Origin of the sequence: Flavobacterium difficile, from assembly GCF_011392115.1 — a bacterium.
In the GTDB taxonomy this organism is placed as follows: Bacteria; Bacteroidota; Bacteroidia; order Flavobacteriales; family Flavobacteriaceae; genus Flavobacterium; species Flavobacterium difficile.
The window spans coordinates 143,253-166,662 of the sequence record NZ_JAAJBT010000005.1 but is presented as its reverse complement, the minus strand read 5'-3'; the positions used below and the strand labels follow the sequence as shown (position 1 = coordinate 166,662).

The following is a 23,410-nucleotide window of genomic DNA, read 5'->3' as shown; positions in this document are numbered from 1 at the left end:
ATAAATTTTGGGGCTTTTTTTATTTCTTATTATTGGGTTGAGATTTTTTAGAAAGTGTTTCTATTCTTTCTAAAATTCTTTTATGCATATGCTTGTGTTTTCGTACGTTTCCAGCATAATATCTGTTGTTTTGATGATAAGTAGCGCTGTCGATTTTATATTTTTTATAGATGAAATCTTTTGAATCGATATTGTTGTTGGTTAAAACTTCTGGAGAATTAGCTTTTGCTGCTTGTAATATAGCTACATCAAATAAAATATTCTCCATAGTTTCTTCATCCAATACTATTTTTGGTTTTTTTACTGGATTATCGCTACAAGCAAAAGTTCCCAACACTAAACTTAGATAAATGATTTTTTTCATTTTATTCTCTGTTAAACGTTAATCGTTGTCCTGCAATTACATCTTTTACTTTTCCGTTAGCGTATGCTAGTTTTCCATTCACGAAAGTATGTGTAATTCTCGATTTAAAGTTGATGCCTTCAAATGGCGACCAGCCACATTTAGCAATAATGTTTTCTTTTTTCACATTCCAAGGCATGTGCGGATTTACTAGAACTAAATCTGCATAATAACCTTCTTTTATGAAACCACGATTCTCTATTTTGAATAGTTTAGCTGGATTATGACACATTTTTTCTACAATCTTTTCTACAGAAATTTTGCCTTTAACATAGGCTTCCATCATGGCTACTAGGGCATGTTGTACTAACGGACCACCACTTGGACAACTAGTATATTTCTTTTGTTTTTCTTCTAAAGTATGTGGAGCGTGATCTGTTGCAATTACGTCGATTCTGTCGTCAAGCAAAGCTTTCCATAAGCCATCTTGGTCGTTTTGTGTTTTAACAGCTGGATTCCATTTGATTAAATTCCCTCTTGTATCGTAATCTTTTTCCGTAAACCATAAATGATGAATGCAAACTTCTGCTGTAATTTTTTTCTCTTCTAAAGGTATTTTATTCGTAAATAATTCAGTTTCTTTAGCAGTAGAAACATGGAAAATGTGCAAACGGGCTCCTGTTTTTTTCGCCAATTCAATTGCTTTTGATGAAGATAAATAACAAGCTTCTTCACTTCGAATTAAATGGTGTTTGTTAACCGGAATGTCTTCGCCAAATTCTTCAGTATATTTTTCTAAATTCGCTTTAATTGTCGCTTCGTCTTCACAATGAACCGCAATTAACATTTTGGTTGAAGAAAATATTTTTTCTAGCGATTCCGGATTATCAACTAACATGTTTCCAGTTGAAGAGCCTAAAAACAATTTAATTCCAGCTACATTTTTAGGATTGGTTTTTAAAATTTCTTCTAAATTATCATTTGTTCCGCCCATCATAAACGAATAATTCGCATGCGATGTTTGGGATGCAATTACATATTTGTCTTCTAATAACTCTTGCGTAATGGCATTTGGAACGGTGTTAGGTTGTTCAATAAATGAAGTAATTCCACCCGCAACTGCGGCTTTACTTTCTGAAGAAATAGTACCTTTGTGGGTTAAGCCAGGTTCTCTAAAATGTACTTGATCGTCAATCACTCCAGGCAATAAAAAACTACCTTCTGCATCAATAATAACACAGTTTGAAGTTTTAGGGCTTATGCTTTCCGCAATCTGACTTATTCTTTCATTTTCAATTAATACATCTCCTTCAAAGATTTTTCCTTCATTTACAATTCTTGCATTTTTAATTAAAAATGTGCTCATTTATAGTTTGTTAAATATTTTTCTAATTCGTAACATAATTACACCAACAACTGCTTCTCTGATAATGGCGCCACTCATTTTAGATTCACCTAAAGTTCTGTCGGTAAAAATAATTGGTACTTCTTCAATTTTAAATTTGTGTACAAAAGCTCGGTATTTCATTTCAATTTGAAAGGCATAACCCACAAATTTTATTTTATCAATATTTATGGTTTCTAAAACATTTTTCTTGTAACAAATAAATCCAGCTGTGGCATCATGAATTTGCATTCCCGTGATAAATTTCACATATACTGAAGCAAAATAAGACATTAAAACTCTGTTTAACGGCCAGTTTACTACATTTACACCTTTTGAATATCTCGAACCAATTGCTACATCTGCGCCGTTTTGACACGCTAAATATAGTTTTTCTAAATCGTTAGGATTGTGAGAAAAATCAGCATCCATTTCATAAATATATTCATACTTATGAGACAAAGCCCATTGAAAACCATGCACATAAGCAGTACCTAACCCAGATTTTTTTGTGCGTACTTCTAAAAATAATTTTCCCGCATATTGTTGTTGTAATTCGACTACTTTCTGAGAAGTTCCGTCAGGTGAATTATCATCGACAATTAATACGTGAAAGTTTGAGGCCAATTGAAAAACAGCATGAACAATTCGTTCAATGTTTTCAATTTCGTTATAGGTAGGTATAATTACTATTCCTGCTGACATGTGATTTTATTTTCGTTGCAAAATTAAGATTTTTTTAGATTTAATGTCTTAATAATATTATAATTAATTCATAGTTGTTTTTTTTGTTACTTTTGCGTTATGAATATGATGCAATTATCAGAACGAATTTTAGTAAATAAAGATTGGGCCACAGTTTTATTTGTGTTAGCCATTGCAATCATTGCGCTTAATAAATCTATTTTTTCTGTTCGATTTAACGAGTTTATAAAATTAGGTTATTCAGACAAATACAACAAAGTTTACAAAGACACCAATAACTTATTAAACTGGTTTACAATTTCCATGTTTATCATACAGTTAATATCGTTTTCATTTTTCATTTTACTGCTTTTAAGCTTTTTTAATTACACAAAAACAGATAATTACATTACCTACATTCAAATTGTTACCTTTCTTTTTGTGTTTATACTTTCGAAATTTTTAATTGAAAAAATTGTAGGAACTGCCATTGATTCTGAAAGTATGGTCGATCAATTTAATTTGATAAAAACCAATTACCGAGCTTTTTTAGGATTCATTTTACTACCAGTTAACATTGTTTTGTATTATAATTCGACTCCAATTAAAGAAGTTTTTTATGTTATTCTGTGTATTTTCTTACTTTACAATGTGTTTACCTATTATTTTTTAGTAAAAACTTATCAAAAGATAATCATAGGTAAATTGTTTTATTTTATTTTGTATCTTTGCACGCTTGAAATAGCACCGTATTATTTCATGTATTATTGGGTAACGAAAAATTAGGAATTTGTTAGATATGTCAAATTTGAAAGTAAAAACGATTTTGGTTTCTCAACCAGAACCGAAAGTGGAGAATTCTCCCTATTATGATCTGCAAAATAAATTTAAGGTAAAAATTGATTTTAGGCCTTTTATTCATGTAGAAGGCGTTTCGGCAAAAGAAGTTAGGGTTCAGAAAATCGATTTAAATAATTTTACTGCAATTATATTTACTAGTAAAAACTCAGTAGACCATTTTTTCAGAGTAGCAGAAGAAATGAGATATAAAATTCCTGAGGATTTAAAATATTTTTGTCAATCTGAAGCTGTTGCATTTTATTTGCAAAAATATGTGGTGTACAGAAAACGTAAAATTTATGTAGGTCAGAAAGATTTCGCCGATTTAGCACCGCTTATTAAAAAATATAAAGACGAGAAGTTTTTATTGCCAAATACAGATCAATTGAATCATGATGTGCCACAAACACTTGATGGTTTAAAAGTAGATTGGAAACAAGGAATTTTCTACAAAACGGTTATGAGTGATTTAACCGATTTAAAAGACGTTTACTATGATGTATTGGCGTTTTTTAGTCCAACTGGGATTAAGTCGTTATTTAAGAATTTCCCGAATTTTGAACAAAATAATACGCGAATAGCTGTATTTGGTTCAACCACTCAAAAAGAAGCCTTGGAGCACGGTTTAAGAGTCGATATCATGGCGCCAGCGCCTGGGACACCATCAATGACAGGTGCCTTAGAAAAATATGTAGCTGAGGTTAATAAAGGCAAATAATTGCTTTTAGCTCAGTTTAAAATGATCAAGCGTTCAGAAATGAGCGCTTTTTTTTGTACATGTATCAATTGATTACAAAAAAAACACCTTGAAATAGTCAAGGCGTTTTTGAAGTAGTATTTTGGTGGTTTTATTCTTATAATTTCGGACCTGCATTTACTAAAGCAGCACCTTCTTCATTGTCTGTATATTGAACAAAGTTCTTGATGAATCTTCCTGCTAAATCTTCTGCTTTAGCAGTCCACTCAGAAGGATCTGCATAGGTATTTCTTGGATCTAAAATATTGGAGTCAACATTATTTAAAGTAGTAGGAACTACAAAATTGAATGTTGGTACTACAGTAGTTTCAGCATTTTCAATAGAACCATCTAAAATCGCATCGATAATAGCACGTGTATCTTTAATAGAAATACGCTTTCCAGTTCCATTCCAACCTGTGTTAACCATATAAGCAGTGGCCTTATGTTCTTCTATTTTCTTCACTAACTCTTCACCATATTTTGTTGGGTGTAAAGTTAAAAATGCTTTTCCAAAACAAGCTGAGAACGTTGGTTCGGGTTGTGTAACACCTCTTTCTGTTCCCGCTAATTTAGCTGTAAAACCCGATAAGAAATAATATTTAGTTTGCTCTGGAGTTAATTTAGATACTGGAGGCATTACTCCGAAAGCGTCAGCTGTTAAGAAGATAACTTTGTTCGCGTGACCTGCTTTGGAAACCGGTTTAACAATATTGTCAATATGATAAATTGGGTAAGAAACACGAGTATTTTGTGTTACTGAACCGTCTTTAAAATCGATTTTTCCATTAGCATCAACCGTAACGTTTTCTAATAAAGCATCTTTACGAATCGCATTGAAAATATCTGGTTCGTTGGCTGCGCTTAAATCGATAGTTTTAGCATAACATCCGCCTTCGAAATTGAAAACGCCATCATTATCCCAACCGTGCTCATCGTCACCGATTAATTCACGTTTCGGATCAGTTGATAAAGTGGTTTTTCCTGTTCCTGATAATCCGAAGAAAACAGCTACATCACCATCTTTCCCTTTATTAGCCGAACAGTGCATAGATGATATTCCTTGTAAAGGTAAATAGTAATTCATTAAGGCGAATAACCCTTTTTTCATTTCTCCACCATACCAAGTACCACCAATTAACTGAATTTTTTCTGTTAAATTGAAGGCTATATATACTTCAGAATTTAAATTATGAGCAGCGTAATCTTTAAAAGAAGTTTTTGAACCGTTCATTACAACGAAATCTGGTTCGCCAAAATTTGCTAGTTCTTCAGCTGTTGGACGGATAAACATGTTCGTTACAAAATGAGCTTGCCAAGCAACTTCCATGATGAAGCGCACTTTTAAACGTGTATTTTCGTTAGCACCACAAAAAGCATCAACTACAAATAATCTTTTTTCAGATAATTGTGTGACTGTAGTTTCTTTTAAAGCATTCCAAGTATCTGTTGAGATAGGTTTGTTGTCGTTAACTGCTTTTTCAGAATTCCACCAAATTGTGTTTTCTGTTGTAGTATCTTTAACAATATATTTATCTTTAGGAGAACGACCAGTAAATTCACCAGTCATAACATTAACTGCACCAAGTTCAGTTAATTGACCTCTTTCAAAGCCTTGTAGGTTGTTGCTTAACTCTTCGTTATATAGTAAATCGTATGACGGATTGTAAACGATTTCTTTAACATTTTTGATTCCATATTTTTCTAACGAAATCGTTTTCGTAGATTGAGCGTATGTATCCATAAAATAATAAGTTATGTTGCTTTTATTTAAAGTGCAAAATTAAACAATAATTTGACAAAATTACGATTTCTGTTACTTTTTCGTCAAAATTGCATAAAATAAGTATCCCCAGGATAAGATGAGAAACAAACCGCCAATTGGTGTTATCGGTCCGAATACTTTAGATTTTATTCCAGTTATGGCGCTTGTAGTTAATATATAAATGGATCCAGAAAAAAAGAATACGCCTATTAAAACCAAAAAAAACAATACGGCTTTTTCTTTAGCATGTATCATTTGAGACATTCCTATAAACAGTAAAAACAAGGCATGATACATTTGGTATTTGACTCCTGTTTCAAAAGAAGTTAATTGTTCTGGTGTAAGTGTTTTTTTTAATGCGTGCGCACCAAATGCGCCAAAAATTATCGCTAAAAACCCAAGTAAACATGCTGCTAATACAATTTTCTTTTCCATTTTTTTTCTAACTTTATTACAAATGTACTAAACTTCAAACCAACTTTTTTTATAAATAGCGGGTTTTATTTTTAAGGAATACAACATTTTATTACCTTCGTGTGATATTTTAACGAAATAATGAGAAAGATTTTAATTATTGGAGCTGGTAGATCCGCTTCTTCACTTATAAAATATTTATTGGACAAGTCGGAAACAGAACGTTTATTTGTAACAATTGCCGATTTGTCAGAAGATTTAGCCAAAAAGAAAACCCAAAATCATAAAAATTCTAGAGCCATTTCTTTTGATGTTTTTAATGCCGAGCAACGTAAACATGAAATTAAAAACTCAGATATAGTCATTTCTATGTTACCGGCTCACATGCACATTGAAGTAGCCAAAGATTGTATTTTCTATAAAAAACATATGGTTACTGCTTCATATATAAGTGCAGAAATGCAAGCTTTAGATGCTGTGGCGAAAGAAAACAATATTGTTTTAATGAACGAAATTGGCTTAGATCCAGGAATTGATCACATGAGTGCCATGAAAATTATGGATAATATAAAAAGCGAAGGTGGTAATATTATCTTGTTTGAATCGTTTTGTGGTGGGTTAGTAGCTCCAGAAAGTGATACCAATTTATGGAATTATAAATTTACTTGGAATCCAAGAAATGTAGTGTTAGCCGGACAAGGTGGTGCTGCAAAATTTGTACAAGAAGGTACTTATAAATACATTCCTTATCATAAATTATTCAGAAGAACCGAATTTTTAGAAGTAGAAGGGTTTGGAAGATTTGAAGCTTATGCGAACAGAGATTCTTTAAAATATAGGGAAATTTATGGCTTAGAGCATGCCCAAACTTGTTACCGTGGTACGATCAGAAGAGTGGGTTTTTCTAAAGCATGGGATGTTTTTGTACAATTAGGAATGACCGACGATACCTTTATTGTTGACGATTCTGAAACCATGAGTAACCGTGAATTTGTGAACTTATTTTTGCCGTATCATCCTACTGATTCTGTTGAAATTAAATTCAGACATCAATTACGAATCGATCAAGATGATGTAATTTGGGATAAATTATTAGAGCTAGATTTATTTAGTAAAACTACAGTTTCTGGACTAAAAAACGCCACACCAGCTCAAATGTTAGAAAAAATATTAGCTGATAAATGGACCTTACAACCCGAAGATAAAGACATGATTGTCATGTATCATAAATTTGGTTACGAAATGAATGGTGAAGAGAAACAAATTGATTCTACTATGGTGTGTTTAGGCGACGATCAAACGTATACTGCTATGGCTAAAACCGTTGGCTTGCCTGTTGCTATTGCGGCTGTAAAAATACTAAATGGTGAAATCTCAACTCCAGGTGTTCAATTGCCTATTACCAAAGAAGTATATGATCCTATTTTAAAAGAACTTGAAGAATACGGAGTTGTATTTAAAGAATTTGAAGTGCCTTATTTTGGATATAATTATTCGATGTAAAGAATTTAAAAATATTGCTTAACTTTAATCCGAAATAGTAACTTATTTCGGATTTTTTATTTAAAATTATAAGCTATGAAGATAAATCACTTACAAATTGAAATAGACGGAATTGACAAAGAAATCCTTCGTAACTTAATGGAAGATGCCAGAAAACCAATTCTTCAAATTGCAAATAAACTCGGAATTTCAGGAGCAGCCATTCATCAAAGATTAAAAAAATTAGAACAGGCTGGCGTAATTTCTGGTTCGAAATATGTGGTCGATAACAAAGTGTTGGGCTATAAAACGATGGCTTTTATTGGAATTTATTTAGAAAAAGCCTCTAATAATGCAGAGGTTGTGAAAGAATTAAAAAAAATTCCTGAAGTATTAGAATCGCATTATACCACAGGAAATTGGAGTATTCTAACAAAAATTATTTGTAGAGATAACGAACATTTGATGCAGTTACTAAACAAAAAAATTCAAACTATAAACGGTGTTTCTCGAACGGAAACATATATTTCTTTGGAACAACAAATCGAAAGACAAATACAATTGTAATTTACGATTTACGATTTACGATTTGGAATTTGTAATTTCATATTTTAAGATAAAAAAAAGTCCGTCAAAATGAATTGACGGACTTTTTTGTTTTATTTTAGAAGTTATTCTCTTGAGCCTAAAATTCGGTACGCCCAATACAATAATGAGGCTAATGCACCTAAAGCGGCAACTAAGTATGTTCTAGCGGCCCATTTTAAAGAATCTTCAGCACCAGCGTATTCTTCTTGGCCTAACATGTTTTTGTTTTTCAACCACGCTAAAGCTCGGTTACTGGCATCGTATTCTACTGGCAAAGTTATAAAACTGAATGTTGTAGCTACTGCCATTAAAACTAAACCAGCGACAGCTACATAAAATCCAATTCCAGATTTTGAAGCAAAACCTAAAATAATTCCACCCATAATTAACCATTGCGACAAACTTGAAGAGATGTTAACCATTGGTACCATTTTAGAACGCATCGTCAACCATTCGTAGGCTTGAGCATGTTGTACAGCATGTCCAACTTCGTGAGCTGCAACTGCTGCTGCGGCTGCGTTTCTTTGGTTGTATACCGCTTCTGATAAATTAACGGTTTTGTCTGCTGGGTTATAATGGTCTGTTAATCTTCCAGGTGTAGAAATTACTTTTACATCAAGAATACCATGATCTGCAAGCATTTTTTCTGCAATTTCAGCACCAGACATTCCGTTTCTTAGTGTTAGTTTAGAATAATGTTCAAACTTACTTTTTAAGCGTGAACTCACTATCCAACTGAATAGAGCAATGGCTCCAATTAGTATCATGTAAGGTAAATCAAACATAGTTTTTAATTTTAAAAATTTAAAGTTACAAAATATTCATCAAATTATGAGCCAAATTTTAAAAATGACAAGTTGACATTAAAATAATTACTTATAAAGTAAATGATACATTTATTAGAAATTGATTTCTGTTTTTTTCAAAAATTTTATTCTCCAACTTTAGAAAACTACTTTCCCAAGGTTTATTATTAATAGGAAGCTCATAAGAAAAAGTGACTTTAGTTTGTTGGTGTCTTTTTCCAACTTCTTTAAATTTCAAACATAAAGAGGGCCCAATTAATGCTTTTTCATTGAATAATGAAATTTGATTTCCATTAACGTCTGCTGGTAAATTATTAAAATCTAAGGTATAATCGGTATAGTAAATGGCTAATTTTCGTTTGGCATAACTTATATTAAAACCCGTACCAATTTCAAAATCTTTCACAATTTGAAAAACATAATGCGATCTCAATTTTATTCCATTCGAAATATATCTGTTTTTTGTTTTTTCGTTACTATCTCCAGAAGCAAATAATTCATATCCCAAGTCAACATCCACATCATCACCATAGTAAATTAAACCTGCATTGGCATTAATTTGAACAGGATTTATGGTTTGAATATTGTTTTTAGCTAGGTAAGAATTAATTTCAAAACCATTATTGAATGAAGCGCCTACTCCAACAAATAATTTAAAATGGTCTTTTACCAAAGTATAGTCATTTACTTGCGCATTTACATTCAAGCAATATACAAACGTTAAAAAGGATATGAATCTCATATTTTTTTCCTTATTAGTAGAAAGGAATCAATTGTTGTTACATGAAAAAACCGCAGATTTACAGCGTATAATCTGCGAATCTGCGGTTTTACTTTGAAAATAGCTGTAACAGTTACTTTACATAATTGTTAAGCCAAATAAAAAGCGGTTGTTGCCTCTTTCATTTACCGAATTCAACACATTTCCATAATCTGATTTCCAGTTTCCTTTAGAAAAAGCAAATTCGTATCCTACATTGAGTCGGAGTTGCGTAGCTTTATTTTTGAAGAAATACACAGAAGCTGATGGACCTGCATAATACAAGTTATTTCTAAGCGAAACGTGACCAGAATTAAAATCAGGAACTAAATTATTTAAATCAATAGGATTGTTTTTCGAATAAATATTTAATTCTCCTGTAGTGTTTGAGATATTTAAACCTGTGGTAAATGCAATTTTTTCTTTATTAACTACGTTATAGTGAACTCTTAATCGAGTTGTAAATCCGATGTATTTATTTTCATTTGCATCGTTTTCATTTTTCGAATTTAAGAAGCCAAAATCTAAATCTCCAGAATATTTTTTTCCGAAAAACGTCATCCCTAAAAAGAGCTCAGGCGTTGTAGTTTTTAATTCAGGTAAACCTGCCTGATTTAATTTTGAGTTGATGGCATACTCATCATGAACCTGAAAGTTTAAACCGTAGGTGAAAAAAGCTTTTAACTTGTCTGGATTCTTTTCGTTGTTCGTTTCTTGAGCACTTGTTAGCGTGGCTACTAACAAAAGAACGGATAGAATTATTTTTTTCATAATATTTTTGTTTAATGTTTATGTAAAAATACTAAACAAAAATGAATTACCAATCATTTTCTAACTTTTTCTTTTGGCTGTAGTAGTTTTTGATTTATGAAATTAGAAACAAAAATTTATAGAAAATTAAATTAACATAAGAAAAAACCGCAGCTTTTCAGAACTTAATCTGCGAAGCTGCGGTTATTATATTTTCAAATTTTTTTGAAACCCGAATTATAATTACCTCTCTAAAAGATTAGATTTTAGGAATTGGCACATTGACCAATTGACTTATTGTTTAATTATTATCCCACCAAATTAATAATTTTTCCTGGTACGATAATCACTTTATTCGGCGTTCTGCCTTGTAATTGATTTTGTGTTCTTTCGTCGGCCATTACAATTTCTTCGATTTGTGCTGCGGTTAAATCTAACGGCAACTTTATCGTGAAACGCATTTTTCCATTGAAAGAAACTGGGTATTCTTTCTCTGATTCGACTAAATATTTCTCTTCAAATTTTGGAAAAGCTACTGTTGCAATCGAACCTTCGTGACCTAAAGTCGACCATAATTCCTCAGCAATGTGTGGCGCGTATGGCGAAACTAAAATAGCTAATGGTTCTAAAATCGCACGGTGATTGCATTTTAATTGTTGCAATTCGTTCACGCAAATCATGAATTGAGAAACCGACGTGTTGAAAGAGAAATTCTCAATGTCTTCCGTAACTTTTTTGATGGTTTTGTGTAACGCTTTGTACATGTCAGCCGTTGGTTCGTCGTTAACTATAACTGAACCATTATCATCAAAATACAAACGCCATAATTTTTTCAAGAAACCAGAAACACCTGTAATACCAGCCGTGTTCCAAGGTTTAGATTGCTCTAACGGACCTAAAAACATTTCGTACAAACGTAAAGTATCGGCTCCATATTCTTCACAAATATCATCTGGATTAACTACGTTATACCATCGTTTAGACATTTTTTCAATTTCGCGACCTACAAAATATTTACCATTTTCAGTAATAAATTCTGCCTCTTTAAATTCAGGAATCCAATTTCTTAATCTTTCTAAATCAATTTCATCTGAAGCATTTACAAGATTTACATCTATTCTAATTTCTTCAGTTTCATATTCAGATTTTAAGTTCTTAGAAACATATTTATTTGTTCCAGAAACTCTATAAACTATTGCACTCATTCCCAAAATCATTCCCTGATTGATCAGTTTTTTGAAGGGTTCTTCGGTTGGTGCGTAACCTCTGTCTTTTAAGAATTTATTCCAAAAACGCGAGTATAATAAATGTCCGGTGGCATGTTCGCTTCCACCAATGTATAAATCGACACTTTCCCAATACTTTAAGGCTTCTTCGTTTGCGAAATCTTCTGTATTGTGCGCATCCATATAACGCATCCAATACCAAGAAGAACCCGCCCAACCTGGCATAGTATTTAATTCTAACGGAAAGACACTAGTGTCATTTATTTTTTCATTACTTACCACTTGATTTGTTTCAGAATCCCAAGCCCAAACGGTTGCATTACCTAAAGGTGGTTGTCCGTCTTCGGTTGGTAAATACTTTTCTACTTCTGGTAATACGATTGGCAAGTGTTTTTTGTCAATCATTTGTGGTAAACCGTTCACATAATACACTGGAAAAGGTTCACCCCAATAACGTTGGCGAGAGAAAACAGCATCACGTAAACGGTAATTTACCTTAGCCTTTCCTGCGCCGATTTCTTCTAAAGCGGCAATGGCTTTTTTGGTTCCAGATTTGTAATCTAATCCGTTTAAGAAATCAGAATCTACTAATTCGAAACCACCTTTTTCGCCGTAAGCGGCTTCTGAAATATCTTGGTTGAAAATGTTTTTAATCGCTGGCATTCCGTTCGTGCCTTTGAAGAAATTCGCGAAAGCATAATCACGCTCATCACCACAAGGAACGGCCATTACTGCACCTGTTCCGTAACCGGCTAATACGTAATCGCCAATCCAAACTGGAATCGGTTCTTTGGTAAAAGGATGTTCGGCATACGCACCTGTGAAAACGCCTGAAATGGTTTTAACATCAGCCATTCTTTCACGTTCTGAACGTTTGGCTGTGGCTTCTACATAGGCTTCCACCGCAGCTTTTTGATCTGGAGTAGTGATTTGAGCAACCAATTCGTGTTCTGGCGCTAAAGTCATAAAGGTTACGCCGAAAATCGTATCAGGTCGAGTTGTGAACACGTCAATTTTCGCTTCGTGATTGTTCACATTGAAAGAAACCATGGCTCCAACTGATTTTCCAATCCAATTTCTTTGAGATTCTTTGATCGATTCACTCCAATCGATTTGATTTAAACCTTGTAATAAACGTTCTGCGTAAGCCGAAATTCGCATGCTCCATTGGGTCATTTTTTTACGAACTACTGGATGTCCACCACGTTCTGAAACGCCGTTTACAATTTCGTCGTTAGCTAAAACGGTTCCTAAAGCCGCACACCAGTTGACTTCGGTTTCGGCTAAATAAGTTAATCTGTATTGTAAAAGTATTTTTTGTTGTTGTTCTGATGAAAAAGCATTCCATTCTGCTGCTGTAAAAGGTGCGATATTATCATCACAAACCGCATTTACATTGGCATTTCCTTCTGAAGCGAAAATGGCAACTAAAGTCGAAATATCTTCTGCTTTATCTGAATTTTTATTATACCAAGAATTGAATAATTGAATGAAAATCCACTGTGTATGTTTGTAATACTCTGGATTAGACGTGCGAACTTCACGGCTCCAATCGAAAGAAAAACCAATTCGGTCTAACTGATTTCTGTATCCTTGAATCGTATTTCCTGATTTATCCACACCACCTTCAATATTCATGCGAGTCGTATCTGCTGGATGTTGTCCGGTTTGAATCGCATATTGTTCCGCAGGTAAACCAAACGAATCGTACCCTTGTGGATGCAATACATTAAAGCCTTGATGTCTTTTATATCGTGCCACAATATCAGAAGCAATATAACCTAGTGGATGTCCAACGTGTAAACCTGCTCCCGAAGGATAAGGGAACATGTCTAAAACAAAGTATTTTGGTTTGTCCGAGTTATTACTTGCAGCAAAAGTTTGATTTTCTGCCCAATACTGTTGCCATTTGGCTTCGATTTTTTCGTGATGGTATTTCATGTTCTAGGTTTCAGTTTTCAGTCTAAGTCTCAGTTTTCAGTCTCAGTTTTCAGTTTCAGTTTTTCAACATTATGCAATTTCTGTATACTGTATACTGCGACTGTTACTGCTTCTGTGACTATTTACTTAAATTCGGTTGCAAATTTACATTTTATATGTTAAAGTTGAAAGTTTGCGTTGAATCTAATTTTTTTCAGCTTTCATGAGTTTTTCAAATTCTTCTTTCGTTACTTTTTTCGAGTTGCCTTTTGATTCGTAATAGTATTCGATGGTTTTAATGTTGTCTTTATTGATTATTATTTTTTCACCATGAGGAACACCATTTCTGTAATTGGTTTCTGTTGAAGAATTGCCTCCGAAATTATAAATATGTTTAGTTTGTTTGCCATTAGCATCGTAATGTGTTTCACTATTTGAAACGGGTTCATCATTTCTGAGCGAAAAATTCTTTTGAATTCCGATCGGTTGTCGGGTTTCGTTGTAATTGTTCTGATGCAATAATTTTCCAGATTTGTCGTAATATTTTGTGGAAAATAATTTAGTTTTCTTCTCTTTATCAAATACACTAAATTTTACTTGATTGTTGTAGTATTGAATGGTTTTTACGACCACATCATTTTCATAAACCGATTCGCTGACTAATTGTTCGTTTTCAACATTATAAGTTTCAGATTTTCCATTTCGAATACCATTTTTATATTCTTCAACGTTTTGTAAAACCCCATTTTTATACAATTTATAAGTGCCGTTTAGTTTATCTGATTTGTAATTTTGTTCGCTGTAAATTACACCGTTTTTATATTCTTTCCAAAGGCCAGTTTTGTTTCCTTCCTCATCATAATGTTCTTCGCTACTTATTTGATTGTCTTTTGTGAAATTGACATAATCGCCAACTTTTTTACCATTTTTAAATTCAATTTTTTTTATTTCTTTTCCTTCGCGATCATACATTCTAGCTGTTCCGTTTTTTTCTCCTAAAAAATAAGGGATTTTCATGGCGATTTTATCAGAATCATAAAAATATAATAGTGCTTCTCCATGAATTTCTTTCTCATTAATGATATAAAATTCACTGACCAATTTATTATTTGAGAACCCTTGTACTTTTCCTTTTTTAAGATCATTAGGCAATAAATAATAGCCATATTCCGTAGTAAATTTTAAGTCGCCAACTAATTTGCCATCAACATAATTTCCTTCTAAAACTTCTTCATCTCTTGGAATATAATATTTTCTTATGCCGTTTCTTATTCCATTTTTGTAGTTGGTTTCTAAAATCACTTTATGCTCTCGATCATTGCTATAAATTGTATAGGTACCATTTACTTTTCCATTTAAAAAATCAACTTCTTGAAAAAGCGTTCCATCAGGATAATAGATTTTTGTTGCACCATTTAAAACATTGTTTTTGTAAGTTTTTTCACTAAAAAGATTTCCTTTGATGTATTTTTCAATTTTAGTGCTGTTTTGGGTTGTTTTTGAAACCATGTATTTTATAGGTTCGAAGGTGTTGGCTTTTATTTCAGCATTTATTTCCGATAGCGTTTTGTGGGTTTCATTTAATAAAAATTCGTATTCCGTATAAAAAAACGTGTCGGCTTGTTTAATTCTAGGAAGTGTTACATCTGAATTTATATACCCGCTACTTTCCCAACTTTGCGAGAAAGAAAAAAGAGAGGTAAAAAGCAATTGGATGCAAATAAATTTTCTCATGAGATTAGTTTTTAAAATACAAAGTTCCATTAGCATTTGCATAGCCAATAATTTCATTATCTTCATTTTTCAAGGTTACCAAAGTTAATTTAGAATTGTTAGTTGTATATCTGTCTTTGTAAGGGAAATTAACCAAAACGTCATCAATTTGGTAATCGAAAATGGCTTCAATAATTTCATCTTTATAAGTAACATCGTTATGATAAATTAATCCGAATTTGTTATTCTTTTGAAGTAAAAAACGTTTAGTAACATGTTTGCTATTTTGATTATAGCCAGGATGTTTAAAATCTTCGTATTCTGTTTTTAGTAAAACATTTCCGTTAGATTCTATTAACCCGAACTTGTCGCCAATTTTGGTTTTATAAACTACATTTCCATTGTTAATTTGCAATTTAAAATTAGAAATTTCGTCAAATTGTAAAGGGAAATACAAGCCTTTTTTGTTGGAGTATAAGCTGTATTTAAATTGATTGTTTTGGTTGTTTTTATTTCCAGCGATAAAGGTGATTTCCTCTTGAGCATCTTTCGATCTTACTTGATTGAAAACTTTTACAATGGTGTCAAATTCAATGACTTTTGAAATGTTTGTTGGAAAAATTACGCCTGTTTTATTTTTAGTTTTGAAATACGCAATATTTCTGTAACTCAAAATAGAATCTTTAGTATCTTTATAGCTGTAATAATTAAGTACTTCTAGATTTTTTACAGGCTGTTTTAATTTTACAGGCGTACTTGTTTTTTTTGCTTCTTTTATATTTTCTTGTTTGGTTTCTAAAACTAAGTTTTCATTCTCTTTTTTAAGGATATAGGTGAAATAAAGTTTTGGTTTTGTATTACTTACAGAATTAGACTCGCCCATTTCAGCAACAACTTCACTATCTCCACGTTCAACTGCAGTATACATTTCCCCATATTCTGAATCCGTTACTGCTTCTCCAGTTCCAGTTCCATAGCCTTTTCTTTCATTATTATTGGTTTTGTATTTCGCTTTTTGATAAAATTGTTCTAAATATTTCTCTTCTGTTTCATACATTAACTTTTGGGTTTTTGTGAAAGGTGTTTTTTCAAAATTCCACACATCGGTTTGTAAGGCATCATTTTCTGATTTTTTTGAATTGAAAACTAAATTATATCTACCACCAACTTTTTTTAAGATATAAAGAGAGTGAAAATCTTCGTACAGCCATTGTTCAATTGCTTGAGTTTTTTTATTAAGTAGAAATACACTCTCAGTAAAGTCTTTATTTAATACTTGATAGAGTTTTAAATTTGAAGTAATGTGTTCGGATGCAATAATTTTTATAATTGGTTTCTTAAGAATAGCATGGCCTTCTTTATTTATAATTTCTGTGGTTTTAGCATTGTTTTCTTCTGAAGTTAACACATAATTTTCATCGTCAAAATAAATTTCAGAATAGTTCGCTTCAAAAACAATTTTACCATTTATAATTAAACCCGTTTTGTTTTTTAATTTTGGAAAAACGGTTTGAAAATCAGAATCGTAATACTCCTTAAATTCTAGTTTATCATATTTTGGTTCGATTAGTATTTTTCCTTCCGGATTACACATTCCCCATTTTTCTCCATCACGATAAGGAATGGCAATATCTTGTGCCGAAACTAGAAAAATATTGAATAGTATAACAACCGTAAACAAGTTAAATTTGAATGACATACCAAAAAAATTAGATTACAAAAGTAGAGATTAAAAATACTAATTTTAAAACTTTAGAGTTATATTATGTGTAAACAAAATTTCTTTACTATTTTTACAGCATAATTATAAAATTTATGGCACAATCGTTTGAGCAATATCAACGCAGGAGATTAATTTCTTCTTATTTTTCGGTAGTTTTTAGTATTTTTTTAGTGCTTTTTTTATTAGGCGCTTTAGGATTATTTGTAATTAATTCTGAAAAAATTTCGAATGATTTTAAAGAAAATATTCCGATGAGTGTGTATTTTAAAGACGAAGCCAACGATACCATTTTGAATGCGTTTGATACCGAATTGAAAAACGCAAAGTTTATTAAATCTTATGATTTTGTTACCAAAGAAGAAGCCGCAAAAAACAATCCGGATATAGTTGGAAAAGATTTTATGGAGTTTTTAGGATTTAATCCGTTGCAAAATTCGTTTGATATTCATTTAAAAAGTGAATATGTAACAAAGGCAGAAATCTCAAAAATTGAAAATAATTTCAAAAGAAATGGAAACATTTCTGATATTATTTACGATAAAGAATTGGTAGAACTAGTGAACGAAAACGTAACAAAAATTAGTTTTTGGATTTTAATTATCAGTGCTGTTTTAACTTTTGTAGCGATGTTATTAATCAATGGCTCTATTCGTTTATCTATTTACTCGCATCGATTTACTATCAAAACCATGCAAATGGTTGGCGCTACTAAGTCATTTATTAGAAAACCATTTATTAAAACTAGTATTTTATTAGGTTGCATTGGCGCCGCTTTAGCAATTATTGGTTTAATTATTTTAGCCTTTTACATTGATGGATTATTTCCAACTTTAGGAATTGCTAAAGACTATGTTTCTTTGGGAATTGTCGCAGCAGGTGTGTTGTTAGTTGGAATCATTATAACTTGGTTAAGTACCTATTTTGCTACCACACGTTTCTTAAATTTAAGAACAGACGATTTGTATTAAAAGAGCCAAGTAAGAAGAGCCAAGTAAGAAGAGCCAAGTAAAAAGAGCCAAGTAAGAAGAGCCAAGTAAGAAGAGCCAAGTAAAAAGAGCCAAGTAAAAAGAGCCAAGTAATAAGAGCCAAGTAAAAAGGAATAAGATTTACGTAAAAAATTATGAAAGAAAACGAAAACAAACCAGAATTTTTATTCGGTGCCAAAAATTATAAAATCCTAATTTTAGGATTAGCAGTCATTGCTTTAGGTTTCATTTTAATGAGTGGTGGTTCAAACGAAAACCCAAATGTTTTTAATGAAGAAGTTTTTAATTTCAGAAGAATCAGATTGGCACCAACTGTGGTTTTAATAGGATTTGGAATTGCCGTTTATTCCATTTTAGTAAAGAGTAAAAAGTAATCAGTATTCAATCTTACTATTTTTTTACTAATCACAAATCACTAAAAAATGGATTTATTACAAGCCATAATTATTGCTATTATTGAAGGTTTAACCGAGTATTTGCCTGTTTCTTCAACGGGTCACATGATTTTTACCAGTTCTTTTTTTGGAATTGAAAAAGAAGAATTTGTAAAATTATTTCAAGTTTCGATACAATTTGGAGCCATTTTAGCGGTTGTAGTATTGTATTGGAAAAAGTTTTTTGATTTTTCGAAATGGCAATTTTTTATAAAATTAGCTTGTGCAGTTGTTCCAGCCTTAATTCTAGGAAAACTATTTGACGATAAAATTGAAGCTGTTTTAGAACATCCCACGCCTATTGCAATGGTATTAATTGTTGGTGGAATTGTTTTGTTATTTATCGATCGATTTTTCAAAAATCCAACCATTCTCCAAGAAGAAGACATTACAATCAAAAAAGCTGTGACCATCGGTTTTTGGCAATGTTTAGCAATGATGCCAGGAACAAGTAGAAGTGCAGCAAGTATCATCGGAGGCATGCAACAAGGTTTAAGTCGTCAAGCTGCTGCAGAATTTTCTTTCTTTTTAGCTGTGCCAACCATGTTAGCTGTTACTTGTTATTCGGTGTTTTTAAAAACGTATGATACAAGTGGATTAAAAGGTTTCGAATTAATTTTACAATCAGAAGAAAATACAAAAATGTTTATCGTAGGAAATGTGGTTGCCTTTGTGGTTGCTGTTTTAGCGATTAAATTTTTCATAGAAATCATCAAAAAATACGGATTTAAACCTTGGGGTTGGTATAGAATTATTGCAGGAATTTTATTATTAGCTTACTTTAATTTATACAAATAATGACACCAGAAGACTATTTAGAAGGACAAATTTTATTGATTGATAAACCACTTAAATGGTCGTCTTTTCAAGCGGTGAATCGGTTGAAGTTTGGTTTAATCAAAGAATTAAAATTACCAAAAAAATTTAAAATTGGTCACGCTGGAACTTTAGATCCATTAGCTTCTGGATTGTTAATCATTTGTACAGGTAAATTCACCAAAAGAATTGAAGAATTACAAGGTCAAGCTAAAGAATATACTGGAACAATAACCGTTGGCGCAACGACTCCTTCGTACGATTTAGAAACAGAAATCAATGAAACTTTTCCAACGGAACATATTACGGAAGCTTTAATTTACGAAACCTTACCACAATTTATAGGTGAAATCGATCAAAAACCACCTGTTTTTTCAGCCATTAAAAAAGATGGAAAACGATTGTACGAATCCGCTCGCGCAGGAATTGAAGTAGAAATTAAAACCAGAAAAGTAACCGTTTCCGAATTTGAAATTACCCGAATTGCCTTACCAGAAATAGATTTCAGAATTGTTTGTAGCAAAGGAACTTACATTCGTTCTATAGCTTACGATTTTGGTTTAGCTTTAAATTCGGGCGGACATTTAACCGCACTTCGCAGAACAAAAATTGGGGAGTATTCTGTAGAAAATGGAGTAGAACCAGATGCTTTTGTAGCAGCTTTACAGTAATTTGGTAATCTCCTTCATGGTAGAAATTCCTTTATCGTCTAAATACCATTTTTGTAACGCAATTTTTGCTGTTTCATCTACAATTCCGTGTTTGGCTTTATAGTCAATAATTAGATTTTTTGCCGCTTCTGGTCGTGGACCCCAATGATTGATGAGGTTTAAGTTTTCATCTAAAATTATTAGTTTCGGAATCGATTTAGAGCCATTCGTTAAAAATTGGTTCATTAATACTTCATTTTCATCGCGTAAAACAATTTTCAATTTTATATTTTCAGAAGTTTCAGTCATTAATTTTATAATAGGTAAAATCTGAGCGGCATCACCACACCAACCTTCTGAAATCACTATCCAAGTTTGTTTCGATTTCAAATTTTCTAGCGTTTTCAAAACTTCCGAATCCATTTTCAGTGTTTTTTCTAAACGATTCATTCTGGTTTCATTCAATTCCGAATAATGTAATAAATCGGCACTTTGTTCGTTTCCTGTCGATTGGCCTTCTTGAATTAATTTAGAAACTAAAGTTCTATATTCGGCATAAGAAAAACTATTTTGTAAGGCAGCTTGGATAATTGATAACATAGTTGATGAATTTATACCACAAAGTTAAAAATAATAAATGGGTAGTTGTGTAATACAAGTTACAATTCAAGTTTTATGAGCCATGAATTCACAAATTTTTATTAAAATAGAATGGTGCAATTTGTACATTTAAAGATGAATTCGAATTTTCTCAAATAAAGAAGTAAATTTGATAATTCGAGGCGAAAAAAAGTAGCAAATACCCTATACTTTTAGACTTTTTCTCACAGAAGCTGTGTCTTTGTATGAAAACTAAAAATTACATTTTTAATTGCCTTCAACAAAATAAAACCTGTTAATAATCGTTACTTTTGTTTGAAAAAAAAACTTATTTATGAAAAGTAATACCAAAAAACAAGGTTTAGTTTTATCGGGTGGCGGTTCCAAAGGTATTGCACATGCTGGTGTATTACAATATTTGCAAGAACAAAACATAAAACCAACATGTATTGCTGGTTCTAGCGCTGGAGCAATTGTTGGAGCCATGTATGCATTTGGCAAACAACCAGAAGAAATTTTAGATTTTTTTAAATCGATTTATTTTTTTCATTGGAAGCATTTTACGTTCAAGAAAGCTGGAATTGTAGATTCCGATTCGTTTAAACATTATTTTCATGAAATATTTGGCGATATCGAATTGGGAGAATTAGACATTCCGATGTACATCACTGCTACCGATATGGTGAAAGGAAAACTGAAAATATTTAGTTCAAATACGAAAGTGGTAGATGCTATTTTAGCCTCAACAGCGGTTCCTGGTATGATTTCTCCATATGTAATTAATGGAGAATTATTTAGCGATGGTGGTATTTTAAATCATTTTCCAGCAGATCTATTGGTTGGTAAATGCGAGTCTATTGTAGGTGTATATGTAAGTCCGCTTCAAAATATGGAAGCTAAAAATTTAAATTCCATAAAATCTGTAACTTACAGGGCTTTAGAGTTGTTAACGGCTAATTCAAGCTTTCAAAAATTCAATTATTGTGATGTGATTATTGAACCCAAAGAATTAGCTGATTTCAATACTTTTGAAACCAAAAAAGCAAAAATGGATTTGATATACAAAATTGGTTATAACGAAGCTAAAAAGACCTTTGAAAATTTAGTCGTATAAATGTTAAAAACATATTTTTTAGAAAAGAGCTATTTAACTATATTTGCATCAGAATTTCAGAATGCTTTGAAATTAATTCTGAAATAAAATCAAACAATCCAACACAATGAGTTACAAAAGAATACTTCTTAAATTAAGCGGAGAAGCTTTAATGGGTGAAAGACAATACGGAATTGATCCTAAAACTTTATCTGATTATGCAGCAGAAATTAAACAAATTCACGATCAAGGTGTAGAAATTGCAATTGTAATTGGTGGAGGAAATATTTTTAGAGGTGTAGCCGGTGCAAGCAACGGAATGGATAGAGTGCAAGGTGACTATATGGGTATGTTAGCTACAGTTATCAACGGAATGGCGTTACAAGGTGCTTTAGAAGATGCTGGAATGCCTACTCGTTTACAAACCGCTCTAAAAATTGAGGCGATTGCAGAACCTTACATTAAAAGAAGAGCTACTCGTCATTTAGAAAAAGGTAGAATTGTAATTTTTGGAGCAGGAACAGGAAATCCTTATTTCACTACAGATACAGCTGCCGTTTTAAGAGGAATTGAAGTAGATTGCGATGTGATTTTAAAAGGAACTCGTGTAGATGGAGTGTATACAGCCGATCCTGAAAAAGATCCAAACGCTGTGAAATACGACACGATAACTTTTGATGATGTGCTAGCGAAAGGATTAAATGTTATGGATACCACTGCTTTTACCTTAAGTCAAGAAAATAAATTACCAATTATTGTTTTTGATATGAACAAAAAAGGAAATTTACTTAAAATTTGTAACGGAGAAACAGTTGGAACAACGGTTACTATTTAAGAGCCAAGTAAAAAGAGCCAAGTAAAAAGAGCCAAGTAAAAAGAGTCAAGTAAAAAGAGTCAAGTAAAAAGAGTCAAGTAAAAAGAGCCAAGTAAAAAGAGCCAAGTAAAAAGAGCCAAGTAATAAGTAAAAAGATATTTTTTAAAATAAATAAAATGACAGAAGAAATTAATTTTATTATTGATAGTGCAAAAGAATCTATGAATGGTTCTGTAGCACATTTAGAAAAAGAATTTTTAAACATTAGAGCAGGTAAAGCTTCTCCGCAAATGTTAGGGAGTGTTTTTGTAGATTATTACGGTGCGCAAACGGCTTTGTCTCAAGTTGCTAATGTAGTAGCAGCAGATGCTAGAACATTAACGGTTACACCATGGGAAAAATCCATGTTACAACCTATCGAAAAAGCCATTATGATTGCTAATTTAGGGTTAAATCCAATGAATAATGGCGACAATATTATCATCAGTATTCCGGCATTAACCGAAGACCGTCGTAGAGAATTAGTAAAACAAGCGAAAGCTGAAGCTGAAGATGCTAAAGTTGGAGTTAGAAATGCTAGAAAAGACGCAAATAGTGATATTAAAAAAGAAGAAAAAAACGGAACTTCGGAAGACATTTGTAAAGTAGCAGAAGAATCTGTACAAAAATTAACAGATGCTTACATCAAAAAGATTGATGAAATTTTCGTTGTAAAAGAAGCAGAAATCATGAAGGTATAAGTTAAAGTTAAAATGTAACTTAACTTTCGCGAAAACTTATGTATAAGAACTTGTAAGTAATATGCTTGCATACTATAAAAACCGCCAATTTGGTGGTTTTTTTGTTTTTAACCACTATCTTTGCTCAGGCAAAAAAATCAACA

At 32.0% G+C, this 23,410-nt stretch carries 23 protein-coding genes; 11 read left to right on the top strand and 12 right to left on the bottom strand.

The annotated features are described in order from the left end of the window. Positions 1–19: 19 nt before the first annotated feature. From G4D72_RS09585 to G4D72_RS09575, 3 genes are read right to left on the bottom strand one after another with little or no spacing between them, the layout of a single operon-like run. Entirely contained in the window at positions 20–364 is a 345-nt protein-coding gene (locus G4D72_RS09585) for a DUF4296 domain-containing protein (RefSeq protein WP_166077464.1), read from the bottom strand. 1 nt (position 365) lies between these two features. Next, positions 366–1,709 (bottom strand): dihydroorotase, encoded by a 1,344-nt coding sequence (locus G4D72_RS09580; protein ID WP_166077463.1) that lies wholly within the window; start codon positions 1,707–1,709, stop codon positions 366–368. Beyond that, the gene (locus G4D72_RS09575; protein WP_166077462.1) at positions 1,710–2,432 is read right to left on the bottom strand and encodes a polyprenol monophosphomannose synthase; all 723 of its coding nucleotides are present in this window, start codon (positions 2,430–2,432) and stop codon (positions 1,710–1,712) included. Between the two features lie 105 nt (positions 2,433–2,537). Between G4D72_RS09575 and G4D72_RS09570 the strand changes: the two genes are divergently transcribed. Beyond that, a complete protein-coding gene (locus G4D72_RS09570) occupies positions 2,538–3,197 on the top strand; it encodes a DUF4271 domain-containing protein (protein ID WP_317165241.1) in 660 nt (219 codons plus the stop codon). A gap of 22 nt (positions 3,198–3,219) precedes the next feature. Then, complete coding sequence (locus G4D72_RS09565) at positions 3,220–3,969, top strand: uroporphyrinogen-III synthase (RefSeq protein ID WP_166077549.1); 750 nt, start codon at positions 3,220–3,222, stop codon at positions 3,967–3,969. Between the two features lie 136 nt (positions 3,970–4,105). On the opposite strand, the gene pckA is transcribed toward G4D72_RS09565, so the two are convergent. Continuing rightward, positions 4,106–5,731 carry a phosphoenolpyruvate carboxykinase (ATP) gene (gene pckA / locus G4D72_RS09560; RefSeq protein ID WP_166077460.1) on the bottom strand — a complete coding sequence of 542 codons (1,626 nt, stop codon included), beginning with the start codon at positions 5,729–5,731 and terminating at the stop codon, positions 4,106–4,108. Between the two features lie 72 nt (positions 5,732–5,803). Continuing rightward, positions 5,804–6,187: a DUF423 domain-containing protein gene (locus G4D72_RS09555; protein WP_166077458.1), complete on the bottom strand. Its 384-nt coding sequence runs from the start codon at positions 6,185–6,187 to the stop codon at positions 5,804–5,806. A 120-nt stretch (positions 6,188–6,307) separates the two neighbouring features. Between G4D72_RS09555 and G4D72_RS09550 the strand changes: the two genes are divergently transcribed. After that, a complete protein-coding gene (locus tag G4D72_RS09550; RefSeq protein WP_166077457.1) occupies positions 6,308–7,669 on the top strand; it encodes a saccharopine dehydrogenase family protein in 1,362 nt (453 codons plus the stop codon). A 75-nt stretch (positions 7,670–7,744) separates the two neighbouring features. Next, a complete protein-coding gene (locus G4D72_RS09545) occupies positions 7,745–8,215 on the top strand; it encodes an Lrp/AsnC family transcriptional regulator (protein WP_166077456.1) in 471 nt (156 codons plus the stop codon). A gap of 104 nt (positions 8,216–8,319) precedes the next feature. Here the strand turns inward: G4D72_RS09545 and G4D72_RS09540 are convergent, their stop codons facing one another. From G4D72_RS09540 to G4D72_RS09515, 6 genes are all read right to left on the bottom strand, one after another. Then, positions 8,320–9,021 (bottom strand): zinc metallopeptidase, encoded by a 702-nt coding sequence (locus G4D72_RS09540; protein ID WP_166077455.1) that lies wholly within the window; start codon positions 9,019–9,021, stop codon positions 8,320–8,322. Between the two features lie 91 nt (positions 9,022–9,112). Next, complete coding sequence (locus tag G4D72_RS09535; protein ID WP_166077454.1) at positions 9,113–9,784, bottom strand: hypothetical protein; 672 nt, start codon at positions 9,782–9,784, stop codon at positions 9,113–9,115. A gap of 117 nt (positions 9,785–9,901) precedes the next feature. Next, on the bottom strand, positions 9,902–10,573 hold the full coding sequence (locus G4D72_RS09530; protein WP_166077453.1) for a hypothetical protein: 672 nt from the start codon (positions 10,571–10,573) through the stop codon (positions 9,902–9,904). 287 nt (positions 10,574–10,860) lie between these two features. After that, positions 10,861–13,719 carry a leucine--tRNA ligase gene (leuS, locus tag G4D72_RS09525; RefSeq protein ID WP_166077452.1) on the bottom strand — a complete coding sequence of 953 codons (2,859 nt, stop codon included), beginning with the start codon at positions 13,717–13,719 and terminating at the stop codon, positions 10,861–10,863. Positions 13,720–13,902: 183 nt separating this feature from the next. Continuing rightward, positions 13,903–15,432 (bottom strand): toxin-antitoxin system YwqK family antitoxin, encoded by a 1,530-nt coding sequence (locus tag G4D72_RS09520; RefSeq protein ID WP_166077451.1) that lies wholly within the window; start codon positions 15,430–15,432, stop codon positions 13,903–13,905. 4 nt (positions 15,433–15,436) lie between these two features. Next, positions 15,437–17,110 (bottom strand): WG repeat-containing protein, encoded by a 1,674-nt coding sequence (locus tag G4D72_RS09515; protein WP_166077450.1) that lies wholly within the window; start codon positions 17,108–17,110, stop codon positions 15,437–15,439. A 116-nt stretch (positions 17,111–17,226) separates the two neighbouring features. On the opposite strand from G4D72_RS09515, the gene G4D72_RS09510 reads away from it, so the two are divergent. The 4 genes from G4D72_RS09510 (at position 17,227) to truB (ending at position 20,041) form a co-directional block, all read left to right on the top strand. Beyond that, a complete protein-coding gene (locus tag G4D72_RS09510) occupies positions 17,227–18,102 on the top strand; it encodes a cell division protein FtsX (protein WP_166077449.1) in 876 nt (291 codons plus the stop codon). 152 nt (positions 18,103–18,254) lie between these two features. Beyond that, positions 18,255–18,494 (top strand): DUF3098 domain-containing protein, encoded by a 240-nt coding sequence (locus G4D72_RS09505; RefSeq protein WP_166077448.1) that lies wholly within the window; start codon positions 18,255–18,257, stop codon positions 18,492–18,494. 48 nt (positions 18,495–18,542) lie between these two features. After that, positions 18,543–19,352: an undecaprenyl-diphosphate phosphatase gene (locus G4D72_RS09500; protein ID WP_166077447.1), complete on the top strand. Its 810-nt coding sequence runs from the start codon at positions 18,543–18,545 to the stop codon at positions 19,350–19,352. After that, positions 19,352–20,041, top strand: a complete 690-nt coding sequence (truB, locus tag G4D72_RS09495; protein WP_166077446.1) for a tRNA pseudouridine(55) synthase TruB — start codon at positions 19,352–19,354, stop codon at positions 20,039–20,041. Before G4D72_RS09500 ends, truB begins: the two co-directional genes overlap by 1 nt. On the opposite strand, the gene G4D72_RS09490 is transcribed toward truB, so the two are convergent. Continuing rightward, on the bottom strand, positions 20,033–20,620 hold the full coding sequence (locus G4D72_RS09490; protein ID WP_166077445.1) for a thioredoxin family protein: 588 nt from the start codon (positions 20,618–20,620) through the stop codon (positions 20,033–20,035). The genes truB and G4D72_RS09490 overlap by 9 nt on opposite strands. Before the next feature lie 334 nt (positions 20,621–20,954). Between G4D72_RS09490 and G4D72_RS09485 the strand changes: the two genes are divergently transcribed. The 3 genes from G4D72_RS09485 (at position 20,955) to frr (ending at position 23,267) form a co-directional block, all read left to right on the top strand. Continuing rightward, complete coding sequence (locus G4D72_RS09485) at positions 20,955–21,734, top strand: patatin-like phospholipase family protein (protein WP_166077444.1); 780 nt, start codon at positions 20,955–20,957, stop codon at positions 21,732–21,734. 106 nt (positions 21,735–21,840) lie between these two features. Beyond that, on the top strand, positions 21,841–22,548 hold the full coding sequence (gene pyrH, locus G4D72_RS09480; RefSeq protein ID WP_166077443.1) for a UMP kinase: 708 nt from the start codon (positions 21,841–21,843) through the stop codon (positions 22,546–22,548). A 155-nt stretch (positions 22,549–22,703) separates the two neighbouring features. Continuing rightward, positions 22,704–23,267 carry a ribosome recycling factor gene (gene frr / locus G4D72_RS09475; RefSeq protein ID WP_166077442.1) on the top strand — a complete coding sequence of 188 codons (564 nt, stop codon included), beginning with the start codon at positions 22,704–22,706 and terminating at the stop codon, positions 23,265–23,267. Positions 23,268–23,410 lie beyond the last annotated feature (143 nt).

Coding starts and splice junctions, on each gene's coding strand:
- G4D72_RS09540 (WP_166077455.1), bottom strand. CDS start 9,021: ATGTTTGATTTACCTTACATGATACTAATTGGAGCCATTGCTCTATTC.
- G4D72_RS09510 (WP_166077449.1), top strand. CDS start 17,227: ATGGCACAATCGTTTGAGCAATATCAACGCAGGAGATTAATTTCTTCT.
- G4D72_RS09485 (WP_166077444.1), top strand. CDS start 20,955: ATGAAAAGTAATACCAAAAAACAAGGTTTAGTTTTATCGGGTGGCGGT.
- G4D72_RS09580 (WP_166077463.1), bottom strand. CDS start 1,709: ATGAGCACATTTTTAATTAAAAATGCAAGAATTGTAAATGAAGGAAAA.
- G4D72_RS09575 (WP_166077462.1), bottom strand. CDS start 2,432: ATGTCAGCAGGAATAGTAATTATACCTACCTATAACGAAATTGAAAAC.
- G4D72_RS09530 (WP_166077453.1), bottom strand. CDS start 10,573: ATGAAAAAAATAATTCTATCCGTTCTTTTGTTAGTAGCCACGCTAACA.
- truB (WP_166077446.1), top strand. CDS start 19,352: ATGACACCAGAAGACTATTTAGAAGGACAAATTTTATTGATTGATAAA.
- G4D72_RS09520 (WP_166077451.1), bottom strand. CDS start 15,432: ATGAGAAAATTTATTTGCATCCAATTGCTTTTTACCTCTCTTTTTTCT.
- pyrH (WP_166077443.1), top strand. CDS start 21,841: ATGAGTTACAAAAGAATACTTCTTAAATTAAGCGGAGAAGCTTTAATG.
- G4D72_RS09585 (WP_166077464.1), bottom strand. CDS start 364: ATGAAAAAAATCATTTATCTAAGTTTAGTGTTGGGAACTTTTGCTTGT.
- G4D72_RS09535 (WP_166077454.1), bottom strand. CDS start 9,784: ATGAGATTCATATCCTTTTTAACGTTTGTATATTGCTTGAATGTAAAT.
- G4D72_RS09515 (WP_166077450.1), bottom strand. CDS start 17,110: ATGTCATTCAAATTTAACTTGTTTACGGTTGTTATACTATTCAATATT.
- frr (WP_166077442.1), top strand. CDS start 22,704: ATGACAGAAGAAATTAATTTTATTATTGATAGTGCAAAAGAATCTATG.
- G4D72_RS09545 (WP_166077456.1), top strand. CDS start 7,745: ATGAAGATAAATCACTTACAAATTGAAATAGACGGAATTGACAAAGAA.
- G4D72_RS09505 (WP_166077448.1), top strand. CDS start 18,255: ATGAAAGAAAACGAAAACAAACCAGAATTTTTATTCGGTGCCAAAAAT.
- G4D72_RS09500 (WP_166077447.1), top strand. CDS start 18,543: ATGGATTTATTACAAGCCATAATTATTGCTATTATTGAAGGTTTAACC.
- G4D72_RS09570 (WP_317165241.1), top strand. CDS start 2,538: ATGATGCAATTATCAGAACGAATTTTAGTAAATAAAGATTGGGCCACA.
- G4D72_RS09555 (WP_166077458.1), bottom strand. CDS start 6,187: ATGGAAAAGAAAATTGTATTAGCAGCATGTTTACTTGGGTTTTTAGCG.
- leuS (WP_166077452.1), bottom strand. CDS start 13,719: ATGAAATACCATCACGAAAAAATCGAAGCCAAATGGCAACAGTATTGG.
- G4D72_RS09490 (WP_166077445.1), bottom strand. CDS start 20,620: ATGTTATCAATTATCCAAGCTGCCTTACAAAATAGTTTTTCTTATGCC.
- G4D72_RS09550 (WP_166077457.1), top strand. CDS start 6,308: ATGAGAAAGATTTTAATTATTGGAGCTGGTAGATCCGCTTCTTCACTT.
- pckA (WP_166077460.1), bottom strand. CDS start 5,731: ATGGATACATACGCTCAATCTACGAAAACGATTTCGTTAGAAAAATAT.